Source organism: Streptomyces sp. NPDC002209 (assembly GCF_042890265.1).
GTDB lineage: Bacteria > Actinomycetota > Actinomycetes > Streptomycetales > Streptomycetaceae > Streptomyces.
The window spans coordinates 400,430-422,735 of sequence record NZ_JBIARX010000004.1 but is presented as its reverse complement, the minus strand read 5'-3'; the positions used below and the strand labels follow the sequence as shown (position 1 = coordinate 422,735).

At 73.0% G+C, this 22,306-nt stretch carries 22 protein-coding genes; 9 read left to right on the top strand and 13 right to left on the bottom strand.

The window, feature by feature from the left end; all coding sequences use genetic code 11:
• Positions 1-64: 64 nt before the first annotated feature.
• Together ACFYXK_RS11310 and ACFYXK_RS11305 are read right to left on the bottom strand one after the other, a co-directional pair.
• Entirely contained in the window at positions 65-271 is a 207-nt protein-coding gene (locus ACFYXK_RS11310) for a hypothetical protein (protein ID WP_389410898.1), read from the bottom strand.
• A gap of 56 nt (positions 272-327) precedes the next feature.
• Positions 328-567 (bottom strand): hypothetical protein, encoded by a 240-nt coding sequence (locus tag ACFYXK_RS11305; RefSeq protein WP_389410897.1) that lies wholly within the window; start codon positions 565-567, stop codon positions 328-330.
• 116 nt (positions 568-683) lie between these two features.
• On the opposite strand from ACFYXK_RS11305, the gene ACFYXK_RS11300 reads away from it, so the two are divergent.
• A complete protein-coding gene (locus ACFYXK_RS11300) occupies positions 684-2,366 on the top strand; it encodes a DUF885 domain-containing protein (RefSeq protein ID WP_389410896.1) in 1,683 nt (560 codons plus the stop codon).
• Between the two features lie 11 nt (positions 2,367-2,377).
• Here the strand turns inward: ACFYXK_RS11300 and ACFYXK_RS11295 are convergent, their stop codons facing one another.
• Genes ACFYXK_RS11295 through ACFYXK_RS11285 form a run of 3 tightly spaced genes read right to left on the bottom strand, consistent with a single transcriptional unit; the run spans position 2,378 to position 6,492 of the window.
• The gene (locus ACFYXK_RS11295; RefSeq protein ID WP_389410895.1) at positions 2,378-3,649 is read right to left on the bottom strand and encodes a pyroglutamyl peptidase; all 1,272 of its coding nucleotides are present in this window, start codon (positions 3,647-3,649) and stop codon (positions 2,378-2,380) included.
• Positions 3,650-3,701: 52 nt separating this feature from the next.
• Positions 3,702-4,604: a serine/threonine-protein kinase gene (locus ACFYXK_RS11290; protein WP_389410894.1), complete on the bottom strand. Its 903-nt coding sequence runs from the start codon at positions 4,602-4,604 to the stop codon at positions 3,702-3,704.
• 16 nt (positions 4,605-4,620) lie between these two features.
• On the bottom strand, positions 4,621-6,492 hold the full coding sequence (locus ACFYXK_RS11285) for an ABC transporter ATP-binding protein (protein ID WP_389410893.1): 1,872 nt from the start codon (positions 6,490-6,492) through the stop codon (positions 4,621-4,623).
• 451 nt (positions 6,493-6,943) lie between these two features.
• On the opposite strand from ACFYXK_RS11285, the gene ACFYXK_RS11280 reads away from it, so the two are divergent.
• A complete protein-coding gene (locus ACFYXK_RS11280; RefSeq protein WP_389410892.1) occupies positions 6,944-7,180 on the top strand; it encodes a chaplin in 237 nt (78 codons plus the stop codon).
• Between the two features lie 76 nt (positions 7,181-7,256).
• On the opposite strand, the gene ACFYXK_RS11275 is transcribed toward ACFYXK_RS11280, so the two are convergent.
• Both ACFYXK_RS11275 and ACFYXK_RS11270 read right to left on the bottom strand, forming a co-directional pair.
• The gene (locus ACFYXK_RS11275) at positions 7,257-8,495 is read right to left on the bottom strand and encodes an MFS transporter (RefSeq protein WP_389410891.1); all 1,239 of its coding nucleotides are present in this window, start codon (positions 8,493-8,495) and stop codon (positions 7,257-7,259) included.
• Positions 8,492-9,865: a GH1 family beta-glucosidase gene (locus ACFYXK_RS11270; RefSeq protein WP_389410890.1), complete on the bottom strand. Its 1,374-nt coding sequence runs from the start codon at positions 9,863-9,865 to the stop codon at positions 8,492-8,494. The genes ACFYXK_RS11275 and ACFYXK_RS11270 overlap by 4 nt, the downstream gene beginning before the upstream one ends.
• Positions 9,866-10,027: 162 nt before the next feature.
• On the opposite strand from ACFYXK_RS11270, the gene polX reads away from it, so the two are divergent.
• Complete coding sequence (gene polX / locus ACFYXK_RS11265; protein ID WP_389410889.1) at positions 10,028-11,752, top strand: DNA polymerase/3'-5' exonuclease PolX; 1,725 nt, start codon at positions 10,028-10,030, stop codon at positions 11,750-11,752.
• Between the two features lie 21 nt (positions 11,753-11,773).
• Here polX and ACFYXK_RS11260 read toward each other — a convergent pair whose 3' ends face one another.
• Positions 11,774-12,244: a hypothetical protein gene (locus tag ACFYXK_RS11260; protein ID WP_389410888.1), complete on the bottom strand. Its 471-nt coding sequence runs from the start codon at positions 12,242-12,244 to the stop codon at positions 11,774-11,776.
• On the opposite strand from ACFYXK_RS11260, the gene ACFYXK_RS11255 reads away from it, so the two are divergent.
• The gene (locus ACFYXK_RS11255) at positions 12,221-12,613 is read left to right on the top strand and encodes a TetR/AcrR family transcriptional regulator C-terminal domain-containing protein (protein WP_389410887.1); all 393 of its coding nucleotides are present in this window, start codon (positions 12,221-12,223) and stop codon (positions 12,611-12,613) included. The genes ACFYXK_RS11260 and ACFYXK_RS11255 overlap by 24 nt on opposite strands.
• Before the next feature lie 55 nt (positions 12,614-12,668).
• On the opposite strand, the gene ACFYXK_RS11250 is transcribed toward ACFYXK_RS11255, so the two are convergent.
• The 4 genes from ACFYXK_RS11250 to ACFYXK_RS11235 all read right to left on the bottom strand — a co-directional run bounded on the left by ACFYXK_RS11250 (position 12,669) and on the right by ACFYXK_RS11235 (position 15,594).
• Positions 12,669-12,884 carry a hypothetical protein gene (locus ACFYXK_RS11250; RefSeq protein WP_389410886.1) on the bottom strand — a complete coding sequence of 72 codons (216 nt, stop codon included), beginning with the start codon at positions 12,882-12,884 and terminating at the stop codon, positions 12,669-12,671.
• On the bottom strand, positions 12,881-13,297 hold the full coding sequence (locus ACFYXK_RS11245; protein ID WP_389410885.1) for a hypothetical protein: 417 nt from the start codon (positions 13,295-13,297) through the stop codon (positions 12,881-12,883). Before ACFYXK_RS11245 ends, ACFYXK_RS11250 begins: the two co-directional genes overlap by 4 nt.
• Before the next feature lie 138 nt (positions 13,298-13,435).
• Positions 13,436-14,881, bottom strand: coding sequence for a sensor histidine kinase (locus ACFYXK_RS11240; protein ID WP_389410884.1), 1,446 nt, complete (start codon positions 14,879-14,881; stop codon positions 13,436-13,438).
• A complete protein-coding gene (locus ACFYXK_RS11235; RefSeq protein ID WP_389410883.1) occupies positions 14,878-15,594 on the bottom strand; it encodes a response regulator transcription factor in 717 nt (238 codons plus the stop codon). Before ACFYXK_RS11235 ends, ACFYXK_RS11240 begins: the two co-directional genes overlap by 4 nt.
• Positions 15,595-15,830: 236 nt before the next feature.
• Between ACFYXK_RS11235 and ACFYXK_RS11230 the strand changes: the two genes are divergently transcribed.
• The 3 genes from ACFYXK_RS11230 (at position 15,831) to ACFYXK_RS11220 (ending at position 18,610) form a co-directional block, all read left to right on the top strand.
• The gene (locus tag ACFYXK_RS11230) at positions 15,831-16,178 is read left to right on the top strand and encodes a bifunctional 3-phenylpropionate/cinnamic acid dioxygenase ferredoxin subunit (RefSeq protein ID WP_389410882.1); all 348 of its coding nucleotides are present in this window, start codon (positions 15,831-15,833) and stop codon (positions 16,176-16,178) included.
• The gene (locus ACFYXK_RS11225) at positions 16,175-17,359 is read left to right on the top strand and encodes an NAD(P)/FAD-dependent oxidoreductase (RefSeq protein ID WP_389410881.1); all 1,185 of its coding nucleotides are present in this window, start codon (positions 16,175-16,177) and stop codon (positions 17,357-17,359) included. The genes ACFYXK_RS11230 and ACFYXK_RS11225 overlap by 4 nt, the downstream gene beginning before the upstream one ends.
• A 102-nt stretch (positions 17,360-17,461) precedes the next feature.
• Positions 17,462-18,610 (top strand): aromatic ring-hydroxylating dioxygenase subunit alpha, encoded by a 1,149-nt coding sequence (locus ACFYXK_RS11220; RefSeq protein ID WP_389410880.1) that lies wholly within the window; start codon positions 17,462-17,464, stop codon positions 18,608-18,610.
• Between the two features lie 9 nt (positions 18,611-18,619).
• Here ACFYXK_RS11220 and ACFYXK_RS11215 read toward each other — a convergent pair whose 3' ends face one another.
• A complete protein-coding gene (locus ACFYXK_RS11215) occupies positions 18,620-19,417 on the bottom strand; it encodes an IclR family transcriptional regulator (protein WP_389410879.1) in 798 nt (265 codons plus the stop codon).
• A gap of 166 nt (positions 19,418-19,583) precedes the next feature.
• On the opposite strand from ACFYXK_RS11215, the gene betA reads away from it, so the two are divergent.
• Positions 19,584-21,278: a choline dehydrogenase gene (gene betA / locus ACFYXK_RS11210; RefSeq protein ID WP_389410878.1), complete on the top strand. Its 1,695-nt coding sequence runs from the start codon at positions 19,584-19,586 to the stop codon at positions 21,276-21,278.
• 11 nt (positions 21,279-21,289) lie between these two features.
• Entirely contained in the window at positions 21,290-22,174 is an 885-nt protein-coding gene (locus ACFYXK_RS11205) for a 5,10-methylenetetrahydrofolate reductase (protein WP_389410877.1), read from the top strand.
• Positions 22,175-22,306: the final 132 nt, after the last annotated feature.

The window sequence follows — 22,306 nt, the reverse complement described above, 5'->3', positions numbered from 1 at the left end:
GCGGAACGGCAGCTCGTCGGCAGCTCCGTCGCTCGGCGTCGACGCGGTCGCCGGCCGCGGTGCGCTACAGCGAGGGAGGCGTCCAGCAGTCGGGGCCGCCGCCGCGCCAGTCGACCAGGGCGGGGTCCGTGACGTCGAAATCCTCGGCGTCCTCCATGCCCGTGGCGGCGAGGAAGACGGCGATGTCGCTGATCCGGTACGCCGTGCCGAGGCTCTGGCCGTCGCACCGCACCCGGCGCCACCCGCGGTGGTCCGGGGGATGTACGACCACGCGGGGAGCCGGCGCCGGCGTCCCGGGTCCCGGGTCGTTCCCGGGGCAGGCGCTCGTCATGCCGCCCTCACCCAGCCTCGGGCCCTCGCCACGCGGCGGAGCTCGACCGGGCCGCCCGCCGTGCGGGCCGGGCGCGACCAGTACGGATGAGCGGAGATCGCACACGAGAGGGTGATCAGCCGACGGCGGAGCGTGGTCGTACTGGCTGCCGCTGGCCGCCCGGCCAGTTCCCGGTAGGTACGGAGCCAGTCGGCCTGGAGGGTGACCAGGTCGTCGGGGAAGGAGATGCACTGCATTCGCCAATTCAAGCATGTGTTCGATTTATGGCGCGAGTGGAGCGGCACGGGCCAAGTACCGGCCAAAGGGTTGTGCCGCGGGCTTGGCCGGGGGAGGGGCGGGCAGGAGTCGGGGCATGTTGAGGCATCAGCGTGAGCTGCCCCGTCAGATCTCCGACGCCCATGTCGACGCCCTGGTCGCGCTCGACCCGATCACCGGGACGTACCTCGGGACGTCCGTCGGCGCCGGGAGACTGCCCGACTACTCGCCCGACGGGGCCCTGGCCGAGGCCGAGCTCGCGCGCCAGACGCTCGTACGGCTCGGCGGCGCCCACCCGGACGGCGGCGCCGACGTCGAGCGGCGGTGCGCGCGGCTGCTGCGGGAGCGGCTCGGCGCGGGACTCGCCCAGTACGACGCCGGCGAGCACCTGCGCGCCGTCGACAACATCTCCTCGCCCCTGCACCGGGTGCGCAAGGTCTTCGCGGTGATGCCGACCCGTACGCCCGAGGACTGGGCGGCGATCGCGGAACGGCTGCGGGCCGTGCCGGGGTGCCTGAGCGGCTACCGTGCCTCCCTCGCCGAGGGCGCGCGCCGCGGAACGACCGCGGCGCCCCGCCAGGTACGGGCCAACGTGGCGCAGCTGGAGGAGTGGCTGGGCGCCGAGGGCGGCGGATTCGGCCGCCTGGCCGCCGGTGCGCCGCCGCAGACGGCCGCCGAGGTCGGGGCCGCGGCGCGGGGGGCGACGCTGGCCTTCGCGGAGCTGGGGGAGTGGTTCCGGCACGAGTACGGTGCGCAGGCCACCGGCGCCGGCACGGAGGACGCCGTCGGGCGCGAGCGCTACGGCCGCTTCGCGCGCTACTACACGGGCGCGGACCTCGACCTGGACGAGGCGTACGCCTACGGCTGGGAGGAGTTCCACCGGCTGCTGCCCGGGATGCGCACCGAGGCGGAGCGCATCCTGCCCGGCGGGCAGGACCCGTGGGTGGTGCTGGCCTGGCTGGGGGAGCACGGGAAGAGCGTCCACGGCGTGGAGGAGACCAGGCTGTGGCTCCAGTCCCTGATGGACGAGGCCGTGGAGGCGCTGGACGGGCGGCACTTCGACATCGCCGAGCCGGTCCGGCGCGTCGAGTCGTGCATCGCGCCGCCCGGTGGCGCCGCGGCCCCGTACTACTCGCAGCCCTCGCTCGACTTCGCGCGCCCGGGCCGGACCTGGCTGCCCACGCTCGGCCGGACGCGCTTCCCCACCCACAACCTCGTGTCCACCTGGTACCACGAGGGTCTGCCCGGCCACCACCTCCAGCTGGCGCACTGGACGTTCGTCGCAGCCGACCTGTCGCGCTACCAGACGAAGGTCGCCAAGGTGAGCGCCACCACCGAGGGCTGGGCCCTGTACGCCGAACGCCTCATGGACGAGCTGGGGTTCCTCACCGATCCGGCCCACCGGCTGGGCCATCTCGACGCCCAGATGATGCGGGCCGTCCGCGTCGTGATCGACATCGGCATGCACCTGCGGCTGCGCATCCCCGCGCACTCGCCGTTCCGGCCCGGGGAGCGGTGGACTCCCGCGCTGGCGCGGGAGTTCCTCGGCCGCTACTCGAGCCGGCCCGTCGCCTACCTGGACAGCGAGGTCGTCCGCTACCTGGGCCGGCCCGGCCAGGCCATCTCGTACAAACTCGGTGAACGGGCCTGGCTGGAGGGCCGGGAGCGGGCCCGGGCCAAGCAGGGACCGGACTTCGACCTCAAGCGCTGGCACATGGCCGCGCTCTCGCTCGGCTCGCTCGGTCTCGGGGATCTGAGCGACGAACTCGGATCCCTGTAGGCACCGCCCGGCTAAGGGCGCGCGGCGAGGTGTTCGAGGATGGTGCGGACCTCCGCGGTGATCGCGGTCTCGTTCTGTTCGAACTCGGGGCCGGTCAGCAGGTTCGGGTCCGCCGGGAGGCCGGTGAGGACCGGGGTGTGCAGGTGGCCGCCGGGCACGTGCGGGGCGATCTCTCCCCGGAGGCGGTTGGAGCGGTAGGCCACCTCGTTGGACAGGTAGCCCCCTCCGCCGCCCTCCACCGCGCGCGAACCCGGCGTCGGGCCGTCCTCCCGGTCCACCGGCTCGGCGGCGCCCGCGGGGATCTCGGTGACGGCGGTGTTCAGGAGCACCGGGTACGGGCTCTGGACGGCGCGGGTCGCCGCGTCGGTGGGGAGCGTGGTCCGGATGAACTCCGCGCCCGGGCCGAGACCGGGAGCGGTCACGGGGTGCTCGCGGGTGCCGCCGGAGAGGGAACGGGTGTTGTCGGGGTACGGATCCGCCGACCGGGACCGGCCCGCCCAGGCTTCCAGGGTGAAGATGCCGGGGTAGCCCTGGCTGATGGTGGTGATCACGTCCGCCGGACCGGGACCGCCGGCCAGGCGCGGGGCGAAGGCCCGCTCCACGATGCCGGCGTCGAAGTCGGCGTACCGCACCGGCAGGACGACGGCCCGGATCTCGGCGCGGCTGCCGTCGGCGAGGGTGATGCGGCGGCCGTTGAGCCGGAGGGCGGCGGAACCGGAGGGGTTGGCGCGGCGGAGCTCGGCGTCCAGCCCGAAGGGGTCGAAGCCGCTGATGAAGACGCGCCGTACGCCCGGCGCGGTCCGGAAGGCGCTGTCGGTGAGGCCGCGCGAGGCGTCCTCGAAGCGGGCGCGCAGCGAAGCGCGGTCGACGGCGAATGCCGGCTCCCAGCGGGCGAGCGCGGTGGTCATGGCCAGGCGGGTCCAGTACAGCGGCCGGTCGTCCCCGGCCGGGAGGTCACCGCCGGGCCGCTGCCCCTGGGCGCGGCGTACGGCGGCCTGCCAGAGGGCTCCGCCCCAGCTGTCGAGCAGCTGCCCGGCCTCGGCGGGGCTCCGGACTGCGCACAGCGCGGCGGGAAAGCGCCGTACGAAGTCCCCGAACCCGGCGCGCTCCACGAGCGCGGTGGTCCGCGCATCCGTGAGCCGCGCCTGCTCGGCGTCGAGGGGCGGCGAGGGCGCGGTGCGGCACGAGGAGGTGTCCTCCGCGTGCGCGGGCGCGGTGACGGCCAGGGGGAGGATGGTGGCAACGAGGACCGCGAAAGACGCGGCACGGCGTAAGAGCATCATGCAATGTGACATTACATAGATGGGGTCGGCCCCCACCAGACGCCTTTTCCGGTCACTCCGGCACGGGCGTGTCGCGCCGCCGCCGGTGCAGCGTCGCGTCGAGGGCGGAGGACAGTTCGGGGATCGAAGGCCTCGCCGCCGGGTCGGGCCGGAGGCAGTCGTCGATGGCCGCAGCCAGGGCGCGCGGGAGGCGCCGGCGGGCGGTCACCGGTGGGGCCGCCTCTTCGAGCTGCGGAAACCAGTCCGCGCTGCCGCTGCCCGAGCTCCCGCCGTCCGTGGTGCCGCCGACCGTCTCGCCGATGTCGAACGGGACGTCCCCGGTGGCGAGTTCGTACAGCGTGATGCCGATGCCCCAGACGTCGGCCGCCGCCGACAGCGGCCCCCCGCGCGCCTGCTCGGGGGCCAGATAGCCGAACGTGCCCACGCCCGGCGGGGCGGTGCCCGGCGCGCGGGCGACGCTGAGGTCGAGCACCTTCGCGTGGCCGCATTCCACCACGACGTTGGCCGGCTTCAGGTCCAGGTGCAGCAGGCCCTGCCCGTGCAGGTAGTGCATCGCGGAGCACAGCTGCACGCCCAGGACGGCCACGTCCTCGGCGGCCGCCCGCCGGGGCAGACGGCCGATGAGGTGCGACAGCGTCTCGCCCGTCAGCGTCTCGAGGACGACGAGCGGCTCGGGCGACTCGAACGTCTCGTACGCGCGGACCAGGTGCGGATGCGTGAAGCGCTGGAGCCAGCGGCCCTCGCGGACGAGCCGGTCGCCCAGCCGGGGCTCGCCGCGGCAGTCGGGGCGCAGGACCTTCACCACGCACCGGCAGTCCCGTTCCGCGCTCCAGGCGTCGTAGAGGTCGAGCCAGCCGGTCCGGGCCAGGTGCGCCAGTACCTCGTACCCCGGCGCGGGGGCCGCACCGGGCGCGAGGGGCGGGGCCGCCGGCCGGGTGGCGGTGGCGGGGCTCATGACGGGACCTTCGGGCTCACGACAGGACCTTCAGGGGAGCTGCTGCCGTGGTGGCGCCGGCGCCGGGCGCGCCGCCGTTCGCGCGGTGCAGGCGGGCGTAGGCGCCGCCCCGTACGAGCAGTTCCTCGTGCGTGCCGCACTCGGCGACCCGGCCCCGGTCCAGCACCACCGTGGTGGTCGCGTCGCGCACGGTGAGCAGGTTGTGCGAGATCACGACGGTGGTCCGCCCGGCCATCAGCCGGCGCAGCGGTTCCATGATCCGGCGGGCCGACTCGGCGTCCAGGCCGGTGGTCGGTTCGTCCAGCAGCAGTACGGGTGCGTCCCTGACCATCGCGCGGGCGATCGCCAGGCGCTGCGCCTGCCCGCCGGACAGCGTCCGGCCCCGCTGGCCCACCACGGTGTCGTAGCCCTCGGGGAGCAGCCGGATGAACCCGTCGGCGTCGGCCGCACGCGCCGCCGCGACGATGTCCGCCTCCGTCGCGCCGGGCCGGCCGTAGGCGATGTTCTCCCGTACGCTGCCGTGGAAGACGAGCGTCTCCTGCAGCACGACCGCGACGTTCTCGCGCAGTTCGGACAGCTGCAGCTCCCGCAGGTCGGTGCCGTCGAGGAGGACCGCCCCCTGGTCGGGGTCGTAGAAGCGCAGTTGCAGCTTTCCGACCGTGGACTTGCCCGCGCCGCTCGAACCGACCAGCGCCAGCGTCGTACCGGGCTCCACACGGAACGACACGTCGCGCAGCGCCCACCGCTCCGTGCCCGGATAGCGGAACGAGACGCCGCGGAACTCGACATCGCCCCGGGCGCGGCCGATCCTCCGGGCACGGGCGGCTTCCACCTCGACGACCTGGGGGCGCTGGTCGAGCAGTTCGATGATCCGCTCGGCCGACGCGGACGCCGCGTAGAAGGTGGTCGTGAGCTGGGACAGGTCGCGGATCGGACTGTAGAGCTTGCTCAACAGGGCGATGAAGACCAGCAGTCCGCCGAGCGTGAGCTGCCCTTGCGCGAGCTTCCACGTGCCCAGGCCCATCACGGCCAGCGCGCCGGTCAGTTCGATCACCTCGACGATCGGGCCGTAGACGGAGCGGATCCGCGCGGAGACCATCTCCGCGCGGAAGCGGCCCATGCTCTCGCGGGTGAACCGGCCTTCTTCGGTCCCCTGCCGGTTGTACGCCTGCACCAGAGCGATGTTCCCGAGCGATTCCTCGGCTATCGCGCTGATCGAGCCACTGCGCCGGCGCCGCTCCCGTGATGCGGCCTTGACCAGCCGCGAGAAGCGCCGGGCCGAGGCCCAGAAGAGCGGCACGATGATCAGCGCGAGGAGGGTCAGGTCCCAGCTCAGGTAGAAGAGCAGCCCGAGGAAGACGCCCAACTGAATGACGTAGTAGAGGGCGTTGGCCACTCCGGAGAGGAGGAACGTCTCGATCGCGTCGACGTCGCCGGTGATGCGCGACAGTACGTCTCCCAGCCGCCGCCGTTCGAAGAACCCGAGCGAGAGCCCTTGGACGTGCCGGTAGACGTCCGAGCGCAGGGCCAGCAGGAATCGCTCGCCGACCCAGGTGGACATCACGTCGTCGGCGAACTCCAGAACGCCGGAGAGGACGACGAGCCCGAGGTAGGCGAGCGCTATCCAGAGGAAGGGGCTCAGATCGCGCGGAACGAGGACCTCGTCCACCACGATCTTGAAGAGCCAGATCTCGGCCGCGTCGACGAACGGGCCGATCATGCTGAAGAGGAGGATCGGCACGAGCCAGCGCCGGCCGCCACGGGTGTAGGGCCAGAACCGCCGGAACGCCTCGCGCGGGGCGACCGGCGGCGCGGCGGCGACGAGGGCATCGGGATCGTCGGCCACCGACAGCAGCCGGTGCAGCGCATGCCACGCGACACGTCTCATGGACGCGTTCCTCAACGATTGCCGGCTGGGCGGGTCAAGGAGCGGGGTCCGCCCAGCCGTTCTCGGTGGTCAGCAGCCGGAACCGTGGCGGCCGTTGTTCCCGTGGTGGCCTCCATGGCCTCCGTGGCCGGTGTTGCGGTGACGACGGTGACCGTGCCTGCCGGTGTTGTCGTCGCGCCCCGAGGTCATGTCCCTCTTTCCGTGACGGCGGTTTGCTGGGATGAGATGAGTGAAGATCGCCATGAGCTTTCCTCCTGGAGAGGCTTCTACAAGGGCATACGGTCCAGACGGGCCGGGAGATTGCGTTCTCCGGGAAAATCTCCTGATCGGCATCTCATGGCACCGGGTGGCATCTCGCCGCGGACGGGGCCCACGAGTGGGTGAATCGGACAGGTTCGGGCCGGGCTGGTATGAGATGGCCCGGCACACCCTCATTCGATGGGAGATCCACATGAAGATCCGTACCCTGGTGGCCGGAGCCGCTCTGGTCGTCGGTGCGACGCTCGGCGGGATCGGCAGCGCCGCCGCCGACGCGGGGGCCGAAGGCTACGCCATCGGCTCGCCGGGCGTTCTCTCGGGCAACGTGGTCCAGATCCCGATCCACCTCCAGCTGAACGCCTGCGGCAACAGCGTCAACCTCATCGGTCTGCTGAACCCGGCCGGCGGCAACGTCTGCGTCAACTCCTGACCCACCCTGCCCGCGGTGTCACCGGCCCGTCCGGTGGCACCGCGGGTGCACGTCGGTGCCGGTGCCCGCACCGCCGCTACGCGACCCCTCGGATACGGCGGACCAGTACCGAACCCGCCAGCGCCAGAGCCCCCGCGAGCGCGTACAGCGCGGTGTACCCGCCGAAGTGGGTGACCACCGGCGCGGCGATCACCGGAGCCAGCACCTGGGGCAGCGCATTGGCGATGTTGATGACGCCGAGGTCCCGGCCCCGGTCCTCCGCCGTCGGCAGCACATCCGTCAGCAGGGCGAAGTCCACCGACGTGTAGACGCCGAAGCCGACCCCGAGGACGAGCGAGGCGACGATCGCCCCCGTCCAGGTCTGCCAGACGGCGAGCAGCAGGGTGGCCGCCGAGATGACCAGCCCCGACCCGATGACGTAGACCTTCCTGCGGCCCGTACGGTCCGACCGGACGCCGCTGATCACCACCGTGGCCAGGAGGGTGAGCGCGTTGAGCGCCGTCAGGATGAGCACCCCCGTGTCCGCGTCGTCCTCGTAGTGCACGGCATCGGTCAGGTAGTACAGCAGGTACATCGTGCTGACGGAGTACGACAGGTTCATCAGGAAGCGCGTCAACCAGGCCCAGCCGAAGTCGGGATGGCGCCGCGGATCGATCCAGAAGCCGGCGAGGAAGGTCCGCCACCGAAAGGCGGGCCGGGCTTCGGGCCACAGGCGCGTGTCGCGCCGCATCACCACGTACGGGACGGCCGCGAGCACCGAGAAGGCCGCGCACGCGAGGTACCCGGCGGTGACGCCGCCCGCGACCGTGGCCAGCGCCGTGCCGACCAGGATCCCGCCGACCTGGGAGACGCCGAGCCAGCCGCCGACCAGGCCGCGCCGGCGAGCCGGGACCTGGTCGGGCACGGCGGCGGTGAGGGCGGCGAACGCCGCGTTGAGCGCGAGCTGGACCAGGCACCAGCCCGCGATCACCCCGGAGACGCTCGAAGCCCGGGCGAGGACGAGCAAGCCGGCCGCACCACCTGCAACTCCCGCCACCACCCAGGGGATCCGCCGGCCCGCCGGCGACGTCGTACGGTCCGACAGAGCCCCGAAGACCGGGTTGGCGACCATCGACACGGCCGCTCCCACACCCGTCACGAGGGCGAGGGTGGACGCCTTGTGGTCCGGGGCGAGCTGTTCCGCCTGGCGGGCCAGGAGCAGTTGGAGCGGTCCGAACCAGCCGACCCAGACACCGAGATTCGCGAGGGACAGCGCACCGACCCAGCCCCCGCCGACCGGGCTCGCGGTCTCCTCGGCCGTCCGCCCGACGGTCATCTGCCGCCCTTGATCAGGTCGCGGTACCAGGCGTACGACTCCTTCGGGGTCCGCTCCAGCGTCTCGTAGTCGACGTGGACCAGCCCGAACCGCTGCCGGTACCCCTCCGCCCATTCGAAGTTGTCGAGGATCGACCAGATGAAGTAGCCGCGGACGTCCACCCCTTGCGCCATCGCCCGGTGCAGGGCGGCCACATGGCCCTCGTGGTAGGCGATCCGGCGCGCATCGGCGATCCGGCCCGTCGCGGGATCCGGTCCGTCCCCGTACGAGCAGCCGTTCTCGGTGACGTACAGCGGCGGCAGCCGGTCGCCGTAGCGCCCGCGCAGGGAGACGAGCAGTTCGCGCAGCCCGTCCGGGACCACCGGCCAGCCGAAGTCGGTGTGCTCGCAGCCCTCGATCGGCCGGATGCCGAACGGGAGGTCCGCGGGGATCTCGATGCCACCGAACTCGCCCGCGGGGGCGGCCGGTTCGGGGGCGCCGACACGCATCGGGTTGTAGTAGTTGATCCCGTACCAGTCCAGCGGGGCCGAGATGGTCTTCAGGTCCTCGGCCACCGGGCCCGGCAGCAGCGAGGCCAGGCCCTCGTCCGGATACGCGCCGGTCAGGACGGGGTCGGCGAAGAGGCGGTTCGTGAGCGTGTCGTACAGCTCGGCGGCGGCGCGGTCGGCCTCGCCGTCGCTCGCGGCCCACACGGGGCTGTGCGAGGCGGCGATGCCGATCTCGCGGGCGCCCGCCGCACGCAGGGCCTGTACGCCCAGGCCGTGGGCCAGGAGCTGGTGGTGCGCCGCGGGCAGGGCGTCGAAGACGAGACGCTTGCCGGGCGCGTGCTCGCCGAGGCCGTATCCGAGGAGGGTGACCTCGGCGGGCTCGTTGATGGTGATCCACATCGGGACGCGGTCGGCCAGCCGCCGCGCGACGACCGAGGCGTACGCCGCGAACCGCTCGGCGGTGTCGCGGCTGAGCCAGCCGCCCTTCTCCTCGAGGGCGAGCGGGGTGTCCCAGTGGAACAGGGTGGGCACCGGGGCGATGCCGGCGGCGCAGAGCTCGTCGACCAGCCGGTCGTAGAAGTCCAGCCCCTTGCGGTTGACCTGCCCGTGGCCGTCCGGCAGGACCCGCGACCAGGACACCGAGAACCGGTAGGCCCCGACGCCGAGTCCGGCCATCAGGGCGACGTCCTCGCGGTAGCGGCGGTAGTGGTCGGTGGCCACGTCCGCGTGCGAGGCGTCCCGGATGCGCCCCGGCTCCTTGGTGAAGGCGTCCCAGGAGGAGGGGCCCCGGCCGTCGGCGGTGGGGGAGCCTTCGATCTGGAAGGCCGAGGCGGACACGCCCCAGAGGAAATCGGCGGGGAACGCGGGTACGGGCGCTGTCATGCGGGCTCACTTCGGTCGCAGGTGCATCGCTGACGGCACACTTTTGGGCCCCGGAGCCCGCCCTGTCAATGGAAAGTGAACAATCCTCAACTTTCGTCGCGGGGAGTTGGCGGCGGTGTGACGGAACGTGCCGGGCCCGGGTGCAGGGGGCACCCTGGAGGTATGCCCCGGGCCAACGAGCAGGTCGAGGCACTGCTCCAGGAGTACGCCGACCTGATCGCGATCAGCGGCGGCGACGCCTTCAAGGCGCGCGCGTACGAGAAGGCCGCCCGCGCCGTCGGCGGCCACCCGGCCGATGTCGCGCAGCTCGACGCCAAGGGCCTGCGGGAGATCCCGCACGTGGGCAAGTCCATCGCGGACAAGATCGTGGAGTACCTGAGCACCGGGCACGTCCCGGACATCGAGGCGAGCCGGGCCGCCGTCCCGGCCGGGGTGCGGACCCTGACCGCCATCCCCGGGCTCGGGCCCCGCAAGGCCCTCGTCCTGTACGAGGAGCTGGGCATCTCGTCCGTCGAGCAGCTGGAGGACGCCATCCGGGAGGAGCGGCTGCGCGACCTGAAGGGCTTCGGCGAGCAGACCGAGCAGAACATCCTGCACGGCATTTCCGTACTCCGGAACGCCGACGGCCGCATCCTGCTCGGCGCCGCGATGGACATCGCCGAGCAGATCGTCGCCGAGATGGAGCGCATCCCGGGGTGCGTGCGGTGCACGTACGCGGGCTCGCTGCGCCGGATGCGCGAGACGATCGGCGACGTCGACGTCCTGGTGGCGGCCGACCGGTCCGCACCGTTCATGACGGCCCTCGCCGAGCTCCCCTACGCGGCGGAGGTCATCGCGCACGGGGCGAAGAAGACCTCCATCCGCACCGGCGCCGGCCTCCAGGTCGATCTGCGCGTCCTGCCGCCGGACTCGTGGGGAGCAGGGCTGCAGTACTTCACCGGTTCGAAGGCGCACAACATCCGCACCCGCGCGCTGGCGGTGCGCCAGGGGCTCAAGCTCTCCGAGTACGGGCTGTTCGACGCCGAGAGCGGCAAGAACCTCGCCTCGCGGACGGAGGAGGAGATCTACGCCGGGCTGGGCCTGCCCTGGATCGCGCCGCCGCTGCGGGAGGACCGCGGGGAGATCGCGGCCGCGCTGCGGGGCGAACTCCCCGACCTCGTCGCCGACGGCGACATCCGGGGCGACCTGCACACCCACACCGACCTCACCGACGGTCTCGCCTCCCTGGAGGAGATGGTGGCCGCCGCTGCCGCCCGCGGCTACGCGTACTACGCGGTCACCGACCACGCGCCGGACCTCGCCATGCAGCGCATGACGCAGGAGAAGATCCTGGCGCAGCGCGAGCGGGTACGGGCACTGGACCGCACGGTGCGCGGGATGCGGCTGCTGCACGGCACGGAACTCAACATCGGCCCGGACGGCGGCCTGGACTGGCCCGACGAGTTCCTCGGGGACTTCGACCTGTGCGTGGCCTCCGTCCACTCGCACTTCGGTCAGAGCCGGGCCGCCATGACCCGGCGCTTCATCCGGGCCTGCGAGAACCCGAACGTCGCCGTCATCGGCCACCCCACCACGCGGCGGATCGGCCGGCGCCCCGGTGTGGACGCCGACTTCGACGCGGTCTTCGAGGCCTGCGCGCGGACGGGCACCGCTCTTGAGATCAACGCGCATCCGGAGCGGCTCGACCTGCGCGACGAGGACATCCTGCGCGCGAAGGGCCACGGGGTGAAGTTCGCGGTGAACTCGGATGCGCACGCGACCACGCACCTGCCGTACCTGCGCTACGGGGTGGGCACGGCGCAGCGCGGCTGGCTGACGAAGGACGATGTCGTCAACACCTGGCCGTGGGCCCGCCTGCGCCGGTTCCTGCAGGGGAAGCGGGCCTGACACCCTTGTCCGCCCGGTCGCCTACGGCTTTCCGGCCCAGGCGGACAGTGCGTGGTGCCGCTGTGTGCGGCGGGCCGCGGCGTCCGCGGTCCGGGTGGCCCAGGCGATGTGGCCGTCCGGGCGTACGAGGACTTCGGCCACCCCGTCGAGGGCGGCGTGGCCGGGCCGGCCGGTGGTGGTGACGGCGCTGACCCGGTCGGACCGTCCGCCGTCGCCGCCCGCCTTGCCGGCGACGGCGAAGTCCTGCTCCTGCGCCAGGTTCAGCAGCACGAAGCGGCCCTCGTGGAGCAGCTCGTACACCCGGGACGCCGTGGAACCGGCGATGCTCAGCGCGATGTCGGGCATCCGGGCGCCCACGAGCGGATCGGCGCCGGGGCCGGGGGCGGGGTAGCCGACGCCGAGCGCGGAGACCAGGGCGGCGAGCCGGCGGTTGACCTCCGCGCACGCCTGACCGCCCTGGCCCGCGGCATGCGGACGGCTCTGCTCGCGCACCGCGACGGCGCACGGGTCTACGCGGGAACCCACTCGACCGGACCGAACACCCTCGGCTTCGCCGAGACCCTCGTCGGGGTCCTGCGCGAGGCGGGCTTCGGCCACGAGGACGCGGCGCGCACCGCGCTGACCGTCGTCCACTTCACCGTCGGCCACACCCTCGAGGAGCAGGCCGCCCTGCAGCCCGGGGACCAGGGGCCCGCGGACCCCGAGCAACTGGGGGAGGCGCTGACGGCAGCCCGGTTCCCGCACCTCACCGCGGCCCTGCCCGTGTTCACCAGCACCGACTTCACGGCCCACTTCGAGTTCGGCCTGGGCCTGCTGGTCCAGGGTCTGCGCGCACTGCACCGGCCCGAGCCCGCCGGGTGAACGCATCCGGCCCGCCCCCGAGGATCGGGGGCGGGCCGGGGTGCAGGCGGGTGGGTCAGTTGTTCTGGGCGGCGTCCGAATCCGCCTGCGCCGCCGCACTCTCGGCGTCGTCCAGCTTCTGCTGCATGTCCTTGACCCGGGCGTCGTCGGAGCTCACGGACCGGGTGTCCTGGGGCTGGGCCTTCGTGCCGGACGTGCAGCCGGTGAGCAGCAGCGCGGCCGCCGTGATCAGAGTGGCGAGACCCGCGGCGGCGCGGCGGTGCACGGTCACTTGGACCCCTGCGCGGCGCACCAGGTGCTGACGGCCTTGAGGTCGTCCTGCCGCTTCTGCAGGGTGGGCAGCAGGCTCTTGCGGAAGGTCAGGCGGTCGTTCAGGTAGGTGTGGACCTCGGTGTGGCCGGCGGTCTGGGCGTTCGCGACGCGCTGCTCGAGCCGCGCGACGGAGCCGAGGACGGTGACGTCGCCGTTGAGGCGGTTGATCGCCGCGCTGACGCGGGCTTCCGTCTTCGGCAGGCGCTTGCAGATCGCCTGCGCGCCGTCGCCCTTGGGCGCGGACTTGGCCGACTTCGGGGCGGCGGGGGCGGGGCTGCCGCCATCGGCCTGGGCGGGGGCGGCGCTGAGCAGCGCGCCGGCCAGCGCCACGGCGCCGATCGCGGCGGCGGCGGTCCTACGGTTCGGGAGCATGGCTGTATCCCCTTCGGTACGAACGGGCCGGCTCACGGGCGGCCGACCGGTCAGGACGGTAGGAGGTGTCTTTGTGGAATCTTTGTGAGTCCACGGGAGCCCCCCCGTCAGGCCCGGGCCCGGCCGGACCGGCGCCGTTCAGTCCCCCCGGGAGATCCAGTCGCGGCGCCTGGGCAGTCGCAGGGTCGGGGCGTCCGCGGCCGACAGGGGCAGGCGCACTTCCACGCGGGTGCCGGTGCCTGCGGGCGGTGTCCCGATGGCGACCGTGCCCTGGTGCAGCGCGACCTGCTGGGCGACGAGCGTCAGCCCGAGCCCCGATCCGGGGCTGCCCGGGCGGTGGTGGAACCGCCGGAAGACGGCTTCCCGCTCGCCGGGCGGGATGCCGGGCCCCGCGTCGTCCACGGTGAGTACCGCGTACCCGCCCTCGGCGCGCAGCCGTACCGCGATCCTGGACGGCTCGTCCGGCAGGTGGCCGTGCACCACGGCATTGCCCAGCAGGTTGGCGAGCAGGATGGCCAGCCCGGCATCCCATCCGAACACCCGCAGTTCCGGCGGGAGTTCGACTTCGAGCCGGGCCGTGGGATGGCGGCGGGCGGTTTCGCCGACGACCGTGTCCACCAGCTCGGGGAGGTCGAGCGGGGCGAAGGCGGACACCTCCACCAGATCGCCCCGGGCGAGCATCCGCAGGGCCGTGAGCAGGTCCAGCAGCCGGGCGTGGTCGCTCTGCAGGTCCCGTACGATCTCCGCCCGTTCGGCGGGGGAGAGGTCGGGATGGGCGGCGAGGACGTCCAGGTCGGTCCTCATGCTCATCAGCGGTGTGCGCAGCTCGTGCGAAGCGGCGGAGGAGAAGGAGCGGGCGGTGTCGAGCGCCTGCGCCGTCCGGGCGGCCTGCTCCTCGTAGCGGGCCAGCAACTGGGCGATGGCGGCGGACAGTTCGTCCACCTCGGCGATGTTCACGGGCGCGGTGGCGAAGGCGGCCGCGCCCGCGCCCGGGTCGAGTTCGGCGGCCCGGCGGCTCAGCCTGCGTACGGAGGCGGTGGCGCGGCCGGCCAGCCCGTACGCCAGCAGCCCGGAGACCGGCGCCGCGAGCAGGGCGACCAGCAGGACCCGGCGGCGCACGGCGACGACCTGCGGGTCGGCGGCCGAGGCCGGGGTGAACAGCCAGAACGTGCCCGGCGCCGGTCCGGCCACCGGGACGCTCAGCACCCGCCAGGCATGTCCCTTGGCCCGGACCGTGACCGGCCCGCCCGGGGTCTGCTCGGGCAGTCGTACCGGGTCTGCGGGCTGCGGTCCGCCCTCCAGGACGACCGTTCCGTCCGTGGACCGTACCCGGATCCCGGCGTCGAGGACGTCGCCGAGGACCTTGCGGTGCTGGTTCTGCTCCGCCTTCGGCCGCCCGTTCAGGTCGGCCGTGAGCATCGCCTTGACGTCCGGCAGGACGGCCGAGGCCCGGTCCTGCAGGCGGGTGTCCTGCTGCTGGTGCAGGTCCCGGCTGACCAGCCCGAGCACCAGCAGGCCCGCGGCGAGCACCAGCAGGGGCACCACCACGGTCACGGAGAGCGCGATGCGGGTGGCGAGCTTCACGAGCCGCTCCGGGCCCCGGGGACGCGCAGGACGAAACCGACACCGCGCACGGTGTGGATCAGGCGGGGCCGCCCGCCCTCCTCCAGCTTGCGGCGCAGATAGCTGACGAAGGTGTCGACGGCGTCGCTGCGCACCTCGAAGTCGTAGCCCCACACCCGGTCCAGCAGCTGGTCCCTGGTGAGGACGATCCCCGCGTTGCGCACCAGCTGGACCAGGAGCTCGAACTCGCGTCGGGTGAGGTGGAGTTCGGTGCCCTCCTGGCGTACCTGCCGGCTGGCCTCGTCGATCACCAGCGGGCCGGCGCGCAGTACGTCCGCCGCGGGAACCTGGGCCGGCCGGCGCCGCAGCAGGGCGTGCAGCCGCAGCACGAGCTCCTCCAGGGCGAAGGGTTTGACCAGGTAGTCGTCGGCCCCGGCCTGCAGCCCGGCGATCCGGTCCGCGACCTCGTCGAGGGCCGACAGCATCAGGACGGGGGTCTCGTCGCCCCGGGCGCGCAGGCTGCGGCAGACCTCCGTGCCGGTCAGGCCGGGCATCGAGACGTCGAGCACGAGGACGTCCGGGGTCTGGTCGGCGAGCAGGCCCAGCGCGGCGGGCCCGTCCTCGGCGAGGAGCACGGTGAAGCCACTCAGCCGCAGCCCGCGTTCCAGCGAGCGGCGGATGGCGGCGTCGTCGTCCGCCACCAGTACCAGTCCGGTGGATGTGCTGCCGGTCACACTGCCCTCCTCGCGCGCGGCCCCGTCGCAGGCCGGGCGCCGACCCTCTCACGGCGGCCGGACCACCCGGAAGCCGGGGTGCCGGGCGGGGTGGGCGTGACCGCCGTGCCATCGCGCGCAACAACCCTCCGGGGCCCCTGGCGATGTCGTGAATCCTTCCTTGACAGGGTAGAGGGGCACCCTCACACTGGCGTTGCGTTCACCGCAATCCGTTTCGCTATACGCACCGAGGTGTCATGAAGATTCCCGTGTGCCGACTCGCCGATCTCCCGCGAGGCGAGGCCTGCAGACTCGATTCCGATCCTCCGATCGCGGTGTTCCGTACCGAGGACGGCGAGGTGTACGCCATCGACGACACCTGCACCCACCAGGACGCCGCGCTGTCGGACGGCTGGCTCGAGGGGTGCGAGGTCGAATGCCCCCTGCACGCCTCGAAGTTCGACCTGCGCACCGGGAGCGTCGACTCCCCGCCGGCCAAGCGCCCCGTCCGCACCCACCAGGTCCTCGTCGAGGACGGCACGGTGTACGTCCTGCCGTCCCCGGCGCCCTGTGCGGCCGTCCAGCGGGCGGAAGGCCGCGCGTGAAGACCGTGGCCGTCGTCGGCGCCTCGCTGGCCGGCCTGTCCGCCGCCCGCTCGCTGCGCGAGCAGGGCTACGACGGGCGGCTCGTCCTCATCGGGGGCGAGCCCCACCGCCCGTACGACAGGCCCCCGTTGTCGAAGGAGTTCCTCGCCGGCGAGATCGACGAGGACGCACTCGCCCTCGAAGCGGAGGGCGAGGACCTCGCGGCCGTGTGGGAGCTCGGCGTGCGAGCCGTCGGGCTCGACACCGGGTCGTGGGCCGAGCACCACGTACGGCTCGCCGACGGCCGGTCGGTCCGGGCCCACGGCATCGTGATCGCGACCGGCGCCGCCGCGCGGACCCTGCCGGGGAGCGGGCCCCTCGGCGGAGTGCACGTCCTGCGCACCCTGGACGACGCCCGCGCGCTGCGGGCGGATCTGGCCCGCGGCGGCCGGCTGGTGGTCGTCGGCGGCGGATTCATCGGAGCGGAGGTCGCCTCCACCGCGAGGCGGCTCGGCCTCGACGTCACCGTCGTGGAGGCGGCGCCCACGCCGCTGGCCGGCCCGCTCGGTACGGAGATGGGCTCCCTCGTCTCCCGGCTGCACGGCGACCACGGCGTCCGCCTGCTGTGCGGAACGGGCGTGAGCGCACTCGCCGGTACGGGGAGGGTGGAGGCCGTCGTACTCGACGACGGCCGCCGCCTCGACGCCGACACCGTGGTCGTCGGAGTGGGCGCCCGCCCGTCCACCGACTGGCTGGCGGGGTCCGGACTGGACCTGGCCGACGGCATACGGTGCGATGCGGCCGGCCGTACGAACATCCCCGGCATCGTCGCCGTCGGGGACTGCGCGGCCTGGTACGAGCCCGCGGTCGGGGCCCACCGCCGGGTCGAACACTGGACCGGCGCCCGGGAGCGCCCGGCCGCGGCGGTCGCCGCCCTGCTCCGCGGAGGGCAGGGCGCAGCGCAGGCGCCCCGGCCCCCGTACTTCTGGTCCGACCAGTACGGGACCCGGATCCAGTTCGCCGGGTACGCCGCCGAGGCCGACAGCGTCACGGTCGAGGAGGGCGCGGCGGCCGACCGCAGTTTCCTCGCCGTCTACCGCAGCGCGGGCCGGCCGGTCGCGGTGCTCGGCCTGAACCAGACGCGGCTGTTCACACGGTGGCGGCGCCGGCTGGCCACCGCCGAGGCCCGGACGGCCGGTTGACCCACGGCGGGTCCTGATCCGACGCCACGACACCACGACGCCCCCAAGCGCCGCACCGCTGCCCCCGACGCCCCGAACCACGACGTTCCGCGAGGAGTGCACGTGACCACGACCGGCCTGCCGGAAAGCCTGATCGCCACCCTCCCCGGCGACTACTACACCGCCCCGGCCGTCTTCCGGCTGGAGCAGGAACGCATCTTCGAGACGATGTGGTTCTGTGTGGGGCGCTCGTCCGAGCTGGCCAAGCCCGGCGCCTTCCGGACCGTGGACGTCGGCCGCGAGAGCGTCCTGGTGACGCGGGCGCGCGACCATGCGGTCCGGGCCTACTTCAACGTCTGCCGGCACCGCGGCGCGAAGCTGTGCACGGAGCCGGCCGGCGAGGTCAGACGGGCGTTCCAGTGCCCGTACCACGCCTGGACGTACGACCTCGACGGCAAGCTGATCGCCGCCCCCAACCTCACGAAGATGCCCGACGTCGGCCGGACCGAGTTCGGGCTGGCGCCCGTGCCCGTACGGGAATGGCTCGGGTACGTCTGGGTCTGCCTCGCGGACAGCCCGCCCTCCTTCGAGGAGCAGGTCATGGGCGCGGCCGTCGAGCGGCTCGGCGACGCGCAGTCCATCGAGCGGTACGGCATCGAGGACCTGGAGGTCGGGCGGCGGATCGTCTACGACGTCAAGGCGAACTGGAAACTGATCATCGAGAACTTCATGGAGTGCTACCACTGCGCCACGATCCACCCCGAACTCACCGAGGTGCTCCCGGAGTTCGCCGACGGCTACGCCGCGCAGTACTACGTCGGACACGGCGCGGCCTTCGGCGAGGGCATCCAGGGCTTCACCGTCGACGGCTCGGAGGGCCTCGACCGGATCCCCACCGTCTCGCCGGACCAGGACCGCAAGTACTACGCGATCACCGTACGGCCGCAAGTCTTCATCAACCTGGTGCCGGACCACGTGATCTTCCACCGGATGTACCCGGTCGCGGCCGACCGCACGATCGTCGAATGCGACTGGCTCTACCTCAAGGACGTGGTGGACGGAGGCAAGGACGTCAGCCGGTCCGTCGAGCTCTTCGACCGGGTCAACCGGCAGGACTTCGACGCCTGCGAGCGCTGCCAGCCCGCGATGAGCTCCCGCATGTACGCGAAGGGCGGTGTGCTGGTGCCCAGCGAGCACCACATCGGAGCGTTCCACGACTGGGTCCGGGCCCGGCTGGGCACCGGGCACGAGCAGCCGCCGCAGGAGCGGTGAAGCGGACGCTCAGCCCAGGTGGCCCATGCGGTGGCTGATCTCCTGTGCGCCCTTCAGCAGCAGCGGCGCCAGCTCGTGCATGCGCTCCTCGGTGAAGCGGTAGCTCGGCCCCGACGCGCTGATCGCGGCGATGACCACGCCGTCCCGGTCGCGGATCGGGGCGGCCATGGCGTGCAGCCCGATCTCGTACTCCTCGAACGTCATGGCGTACCCGCGGTCCAGGGACGCGACGAGGTCCTTCTCGAGCTTCGTCCTGGCGGTCAGGGTGCTCGGCGTGTACTTCTTCAGGCCCGCCTCCGCCAGCAGCTGCACGCGCTGCTTCGCCGGGAGGTGGGCGAGGAGGACCTTGCCGCTGGAGGTGGCGTGCAGCGGGGTCAGCTGGCCGACCCAGTTGTGCGCCGTCACCGCGCCCGGGCCGCGCACCTGGCAGAGGTTGATCGCGTACTGCTCCTCCAGGATCGCGATGTTGACCGTCTCGCCGAGCTCCTCGGCCAGCCGCTCGCACACCGGGCGGCCCACCTGGGTGATGTCGATCCGCCCCGTGACCGCGCCCGCCAGCCGCACGATGCCGAAGCCGAGCCGGTACTTGCCGCGCTCGGTGGCCTGTTCGACGAGGCCCCGCGCCTCCAGTGCCCCGAGCAGCCGGAACGCCGTCGACTTGTGGACGTCGATCTCCGCCGCCACCTCGCTGACGCCCGCCTCGCCGCGCTGGGCGAGGATCTCCAGCACGCTGACGGCGCGGTCGACGGACTGCACCCCGCCCGCCGGGGCGCCCGCTGTTTCGGTGGCTGCCTCGTAGTTGCTCATGGCGAAACTATACGCGCCGTCATCAACAGCAGGCCGGGGCGAGCCGAGGCCGAAAAGTTGCGCGGAACGCAACCTGGTGCGCCTGGCGATACCCGTACTAGCATGCGCCGCATCTTGACGGCTGGGGGCAGCCCTCGGCCGGAGACGACGGAGGGACGAGACTCCGATGGTGCCCCAGCAGTACGACTTCGTCATCGTCGGCGGCGGCTCGGCCGGCAGCGCCCTGGCCGACCGGCTCTCCGCGGATCCCGGCAACCGCGTCCTGGTCCTCGAAGCCGGCCGCCCGGACTACCCGTGGGACGTCTTCATCCACATGCCCGCGGCGCTCACGTTCCCCATCGGCAGCCGCTTCTACGACTGGAAGTACGAGTCCGAGCCCGAGCCGCACATGAACGGGCGGCGCATATACCACGCCCGCGGCAAGGTGCTGGGCGGGTCGAGCAGCATCAACGGAATGATCTTCCAGCGCGGCAACCCCCTCGACTACGAGCGCTGGGCCGCCGACCCCGGCATGGAGGCCTGGGACTACGCGCACTGCCTGCCCTACTTCAACCGGATGGAGAACTGCCTGGCCGCGGACCCGGCGGACGAGTTCCGCGGCCGCTCGGGGCCCCTCGTCCTGGAGCGCGGCCCGGCGAGCAGCCCCCTCTTCCCGGCCTTCATGGAGGCGGTCCGGCAGGCCGGGTACCCGCTGACCGACGACGTCAACGGCTACCGGCAGGAGGGCTTCGCGGCCTTCGACCGCACCATCCACCGAGGGCGGCGGCTGTCCGCCGCCAGGGCCTACCTCCACCCGGCCATGAAACGGTCCAACCTCGACGTGCGGACCAGGGCCTTCGTGACCCGGATCCTGTTCGAGGGCAAGCGCGCCGTCGGCGTCGAGTACCGCCGCGGCCGCGGGGCGCCCCGGCAGGTGCGGGCCGGCGAGGTGATCCTGTCCGGCGGCGCGATCAACTCCCCGCAGCTGCTCCAGCTGTCCGGGGTCGGCCACGCCGACGAGCTGCGGGCCCTGGACATCGACGTCGTCCACGACCTGCCGGGCGTGGGGGAGAACCTCCAGGACCACCTGGAGGTGTACGTCCAGTACGCCTGCAAGCAGCCGGTGTCGATGCAGCCCTACCTGAAGTGGCGCCACCGCCCCTGGATCGGCCTGCAGTGGCTCCTGCGTACGGGCCCCGGCGCGACCAACCACTTCGAGGCCGGCGGTTTCGCGCGGAGCAACGAGGACGTCGCGTACCCCAACCTGATGTTCCACTTCCTGCCCGTCGCGGTCCGCTACGACGGCTCCGCGCCCGCCGGGGGCCACGGCTACCAGGTGCACGTCGGCCCGATGTACTCCGACGCCGTCGGCTCGGTCAAGATCAGGAGCAAGGACCCCCGGGTGCACCCGGCCCTGCGGTTCAACTACCTCTCCACCGAGCAGGACCGCCGCGAGTGGGTCGAGGCGGTCCGGACCGCCCGCACCATACTCGGCCAGCCCGGGCTGGCCCCGTACAACGACGGCGAGATCTCGCCCGGGCCGGAGGTCGAGACCGACGAGCAGATCCTCGACTGGGTGGCCAGGGAGGGCGAGACCGCGCTGCACCCGTCCTGCACCGCCAGGATGGGCACCGGCGAGGGGGCGGTCACCGATCCGGCGAGCCTGCGCGTGCACGGTCTGGAGGGGCTGCGCGTCGTGGACGCCTCCGTGATGCCCTACGTGACGAACGGGAACATCTACGCACCCGTCATGATGGTGGCCGAGAAGGCCGCCGATCTCATCCTGGGCAACGAGCCGCTGCCGCCGTCCAGGGCCGAGTTCTACCGGCACCACCGCCTCCGCAGCGAGGCAGAGCAGGGGCAGAGCCCCGGCCACACCTGAGGAGGAGCGGCATGTCCGCCCGGCCCGCGCCGTATCCCGAACGCCCCGTACACGCCCCGGTCACCGGGGGCGGCCTGGCCGAGCTCCTGCGCCGGGTCCGCTACGAGGTCCTGCCGGCGAAGGCCACCGAGGACAAGGTCCTGGCCCACGTCCCGGCGGACGTGCCCGTCACGGTCACCGCCTCCCCGGCCAAGGGCCTGGGCCCGACCCTGGACCTCGCCACCCGCCTGGCCGGGCACGGCTACCGGGTCGTCCCGCACGTCCCGGCCCGGCAGATCGCCGACGCCGGCCACCTCCAGGACATCGTGGACCGGCTCGTCGCCGCCGGCATCGAGGACGTCTTCGTACCGGCCGGCGACGCCGACCCGCCGGCCGGGGCGTACGGCGCGGCCCTGCCCGTCCTGCGCCGGCTCGGCGAGCTGGGCAGCCCGTTCGCGCACGTGGGCATCACCGGCTACCCGGAGAGCCATCCCCTCATCGACGACGACGTCACCGTCCAGGCCATGTGGGACAAGCAGCCGCACGCGACGTACATCGTCAGCAACCTGTGCTTCGACCCGGCGACCCTGCGGCAGTGGCTCGGGCGGGTACGGCGCCGGCAGATCGTGCTGCCCGTGCACGTCGGGGTCGCCGGGCCCGTCGAGCGCGCGAAGCTGCTGTCCATGGCCACGAAGATCGGCGTGGGGGAGTCGGCCAAGTTCCTCACCCGGCACCCCTCGTGGTTCCTGCGCTTCGCGGCGCCCGGCGGCTACTCCCCGGAGCGGCTGCTGCGCCGGAGCGCCCCCGCGCTCGGCGCGCCCGAGGCCGCGGTGGCCGGGCTGCACCTGTTCACGTTCAACCAGATCGCCGAGACCGAGCGCTGGCGCCGCGCGATGCTGGAGCGCATCGGCGGCTGACCGGCTGACCGGCTGACCGGCTGAACGGCCGGGCGGGGCGCCGCACCACCGCCCTGCCCGGCCGCCCGTCCCCCTTGACGTACCGCACCCCGTGGGCGATCGTGTCGTTCCATTCCGAGCAATACGATGCGC

Coding starts and splice junctions, on each gene's coding strand:
- ACFYXK_RS11305 (WP_389410897.1), bottom strand. CDS start 567: ATGCAGTGCATCTCCTTCCCCGACGACCTGGTCACCCTCCAGGCCGAC.
- ACFYXK_RS11300 (WP_389410896.1), top strand. CDS start 684: ATGTTGAGGCATCAGCGTGAGCTGCCCCGTCAGATCTCCGACGCCCAT.
- ACFYXK_RS11295 (WP_389410895.1), bottom strand. CDS start 3,649: ATGATGCTCTTACGCCGTGCCGCGTCTTTCGCGGTCCTCGTTGCCACC.
- ACFYXK_RS11290 (WP_389410894.1), bottom strand. CDS start 4,604: ATGAGCCCCGCCACCGCCACCCGGCCGGCGGCCCCGCCCCTCGCGCCC.
- ACFYXK_RS11285 (WP_389410893.1), bottom strand. CDS start 6,492: ATGAGACGTGTCGCGTGGCATGCGCTGCACCGGCTGCTGTCGGTGGCC.
- ACFYXK_RS11280 (WP_389410892.1), top strand. CDS start 6,944: ATGAAGATCCGTACCCTGGTGGCCGGAGCCGCTCTGGTCGTCGGTGCG.
- ACFYXK_RS11275 (WP_389410891.1), bottom strand. CDS start 8,495: ATGACCGTCGGGCGGACGGCCGAGGAGACCGCGAGCCCGGTCGGCGGG.
- ACFYXK_RS11270 (WP_389410890.1), bottom strand. CDS start 9,865: ATGACAGCGCCCGTACCCGCGTTCCCCGCCGATTTCCTCTGGGGCGTG.
- polX (WP_389410889.1), top strand. CDS start 10,028: ATGCCCCGGGCCAACGAGCAGGTCGAGGCACTGCTCCAGGAGTACGCC.
- ACFYXK_RS11255 (WP_389410887.1), top strand. CDS start 12,221: ATGCGGACGGCTCTGCTCGCGCACCGCGACGGCGCACGGGTCTACGCG.
- ACFYXK_RS11245 (WP_389410885.1), bottom strand. CDS start 13,297: ATGCTCCCGAACCGTAGGACCGCCGCCGCCGCGATCGGCGCCGTGGCG.
- ACFYXK_RS11230 (WP_389410882.1), top strand. CDS start 15,831: ATGAAGATTCCCGTGTGCCGACTCGCCGATCTCCCGCGAGGCGAGGCC.
- ACFYXK_RS11215 (WP_389410879.1), bottom strand. CDS start 19,417: ATGAGCAACTACGAGGCAGCCACCGAAACAGCGGGCGCCCCGGCGGGC.
- betA (WP_389410878.1), top strand. CDS start 19,584: ATGGTGCCCCAGCAGTACGACTTCGTCATCGTCGGCGGCGGCTCGGCC.
- ACFYXK_RS11205 (WP_389410877.1), top strand. CDS start 21,290: ATGTCCGCCCGGCCCGCGCCGTATCCCGAACGCCCCGTACACGCCCCG.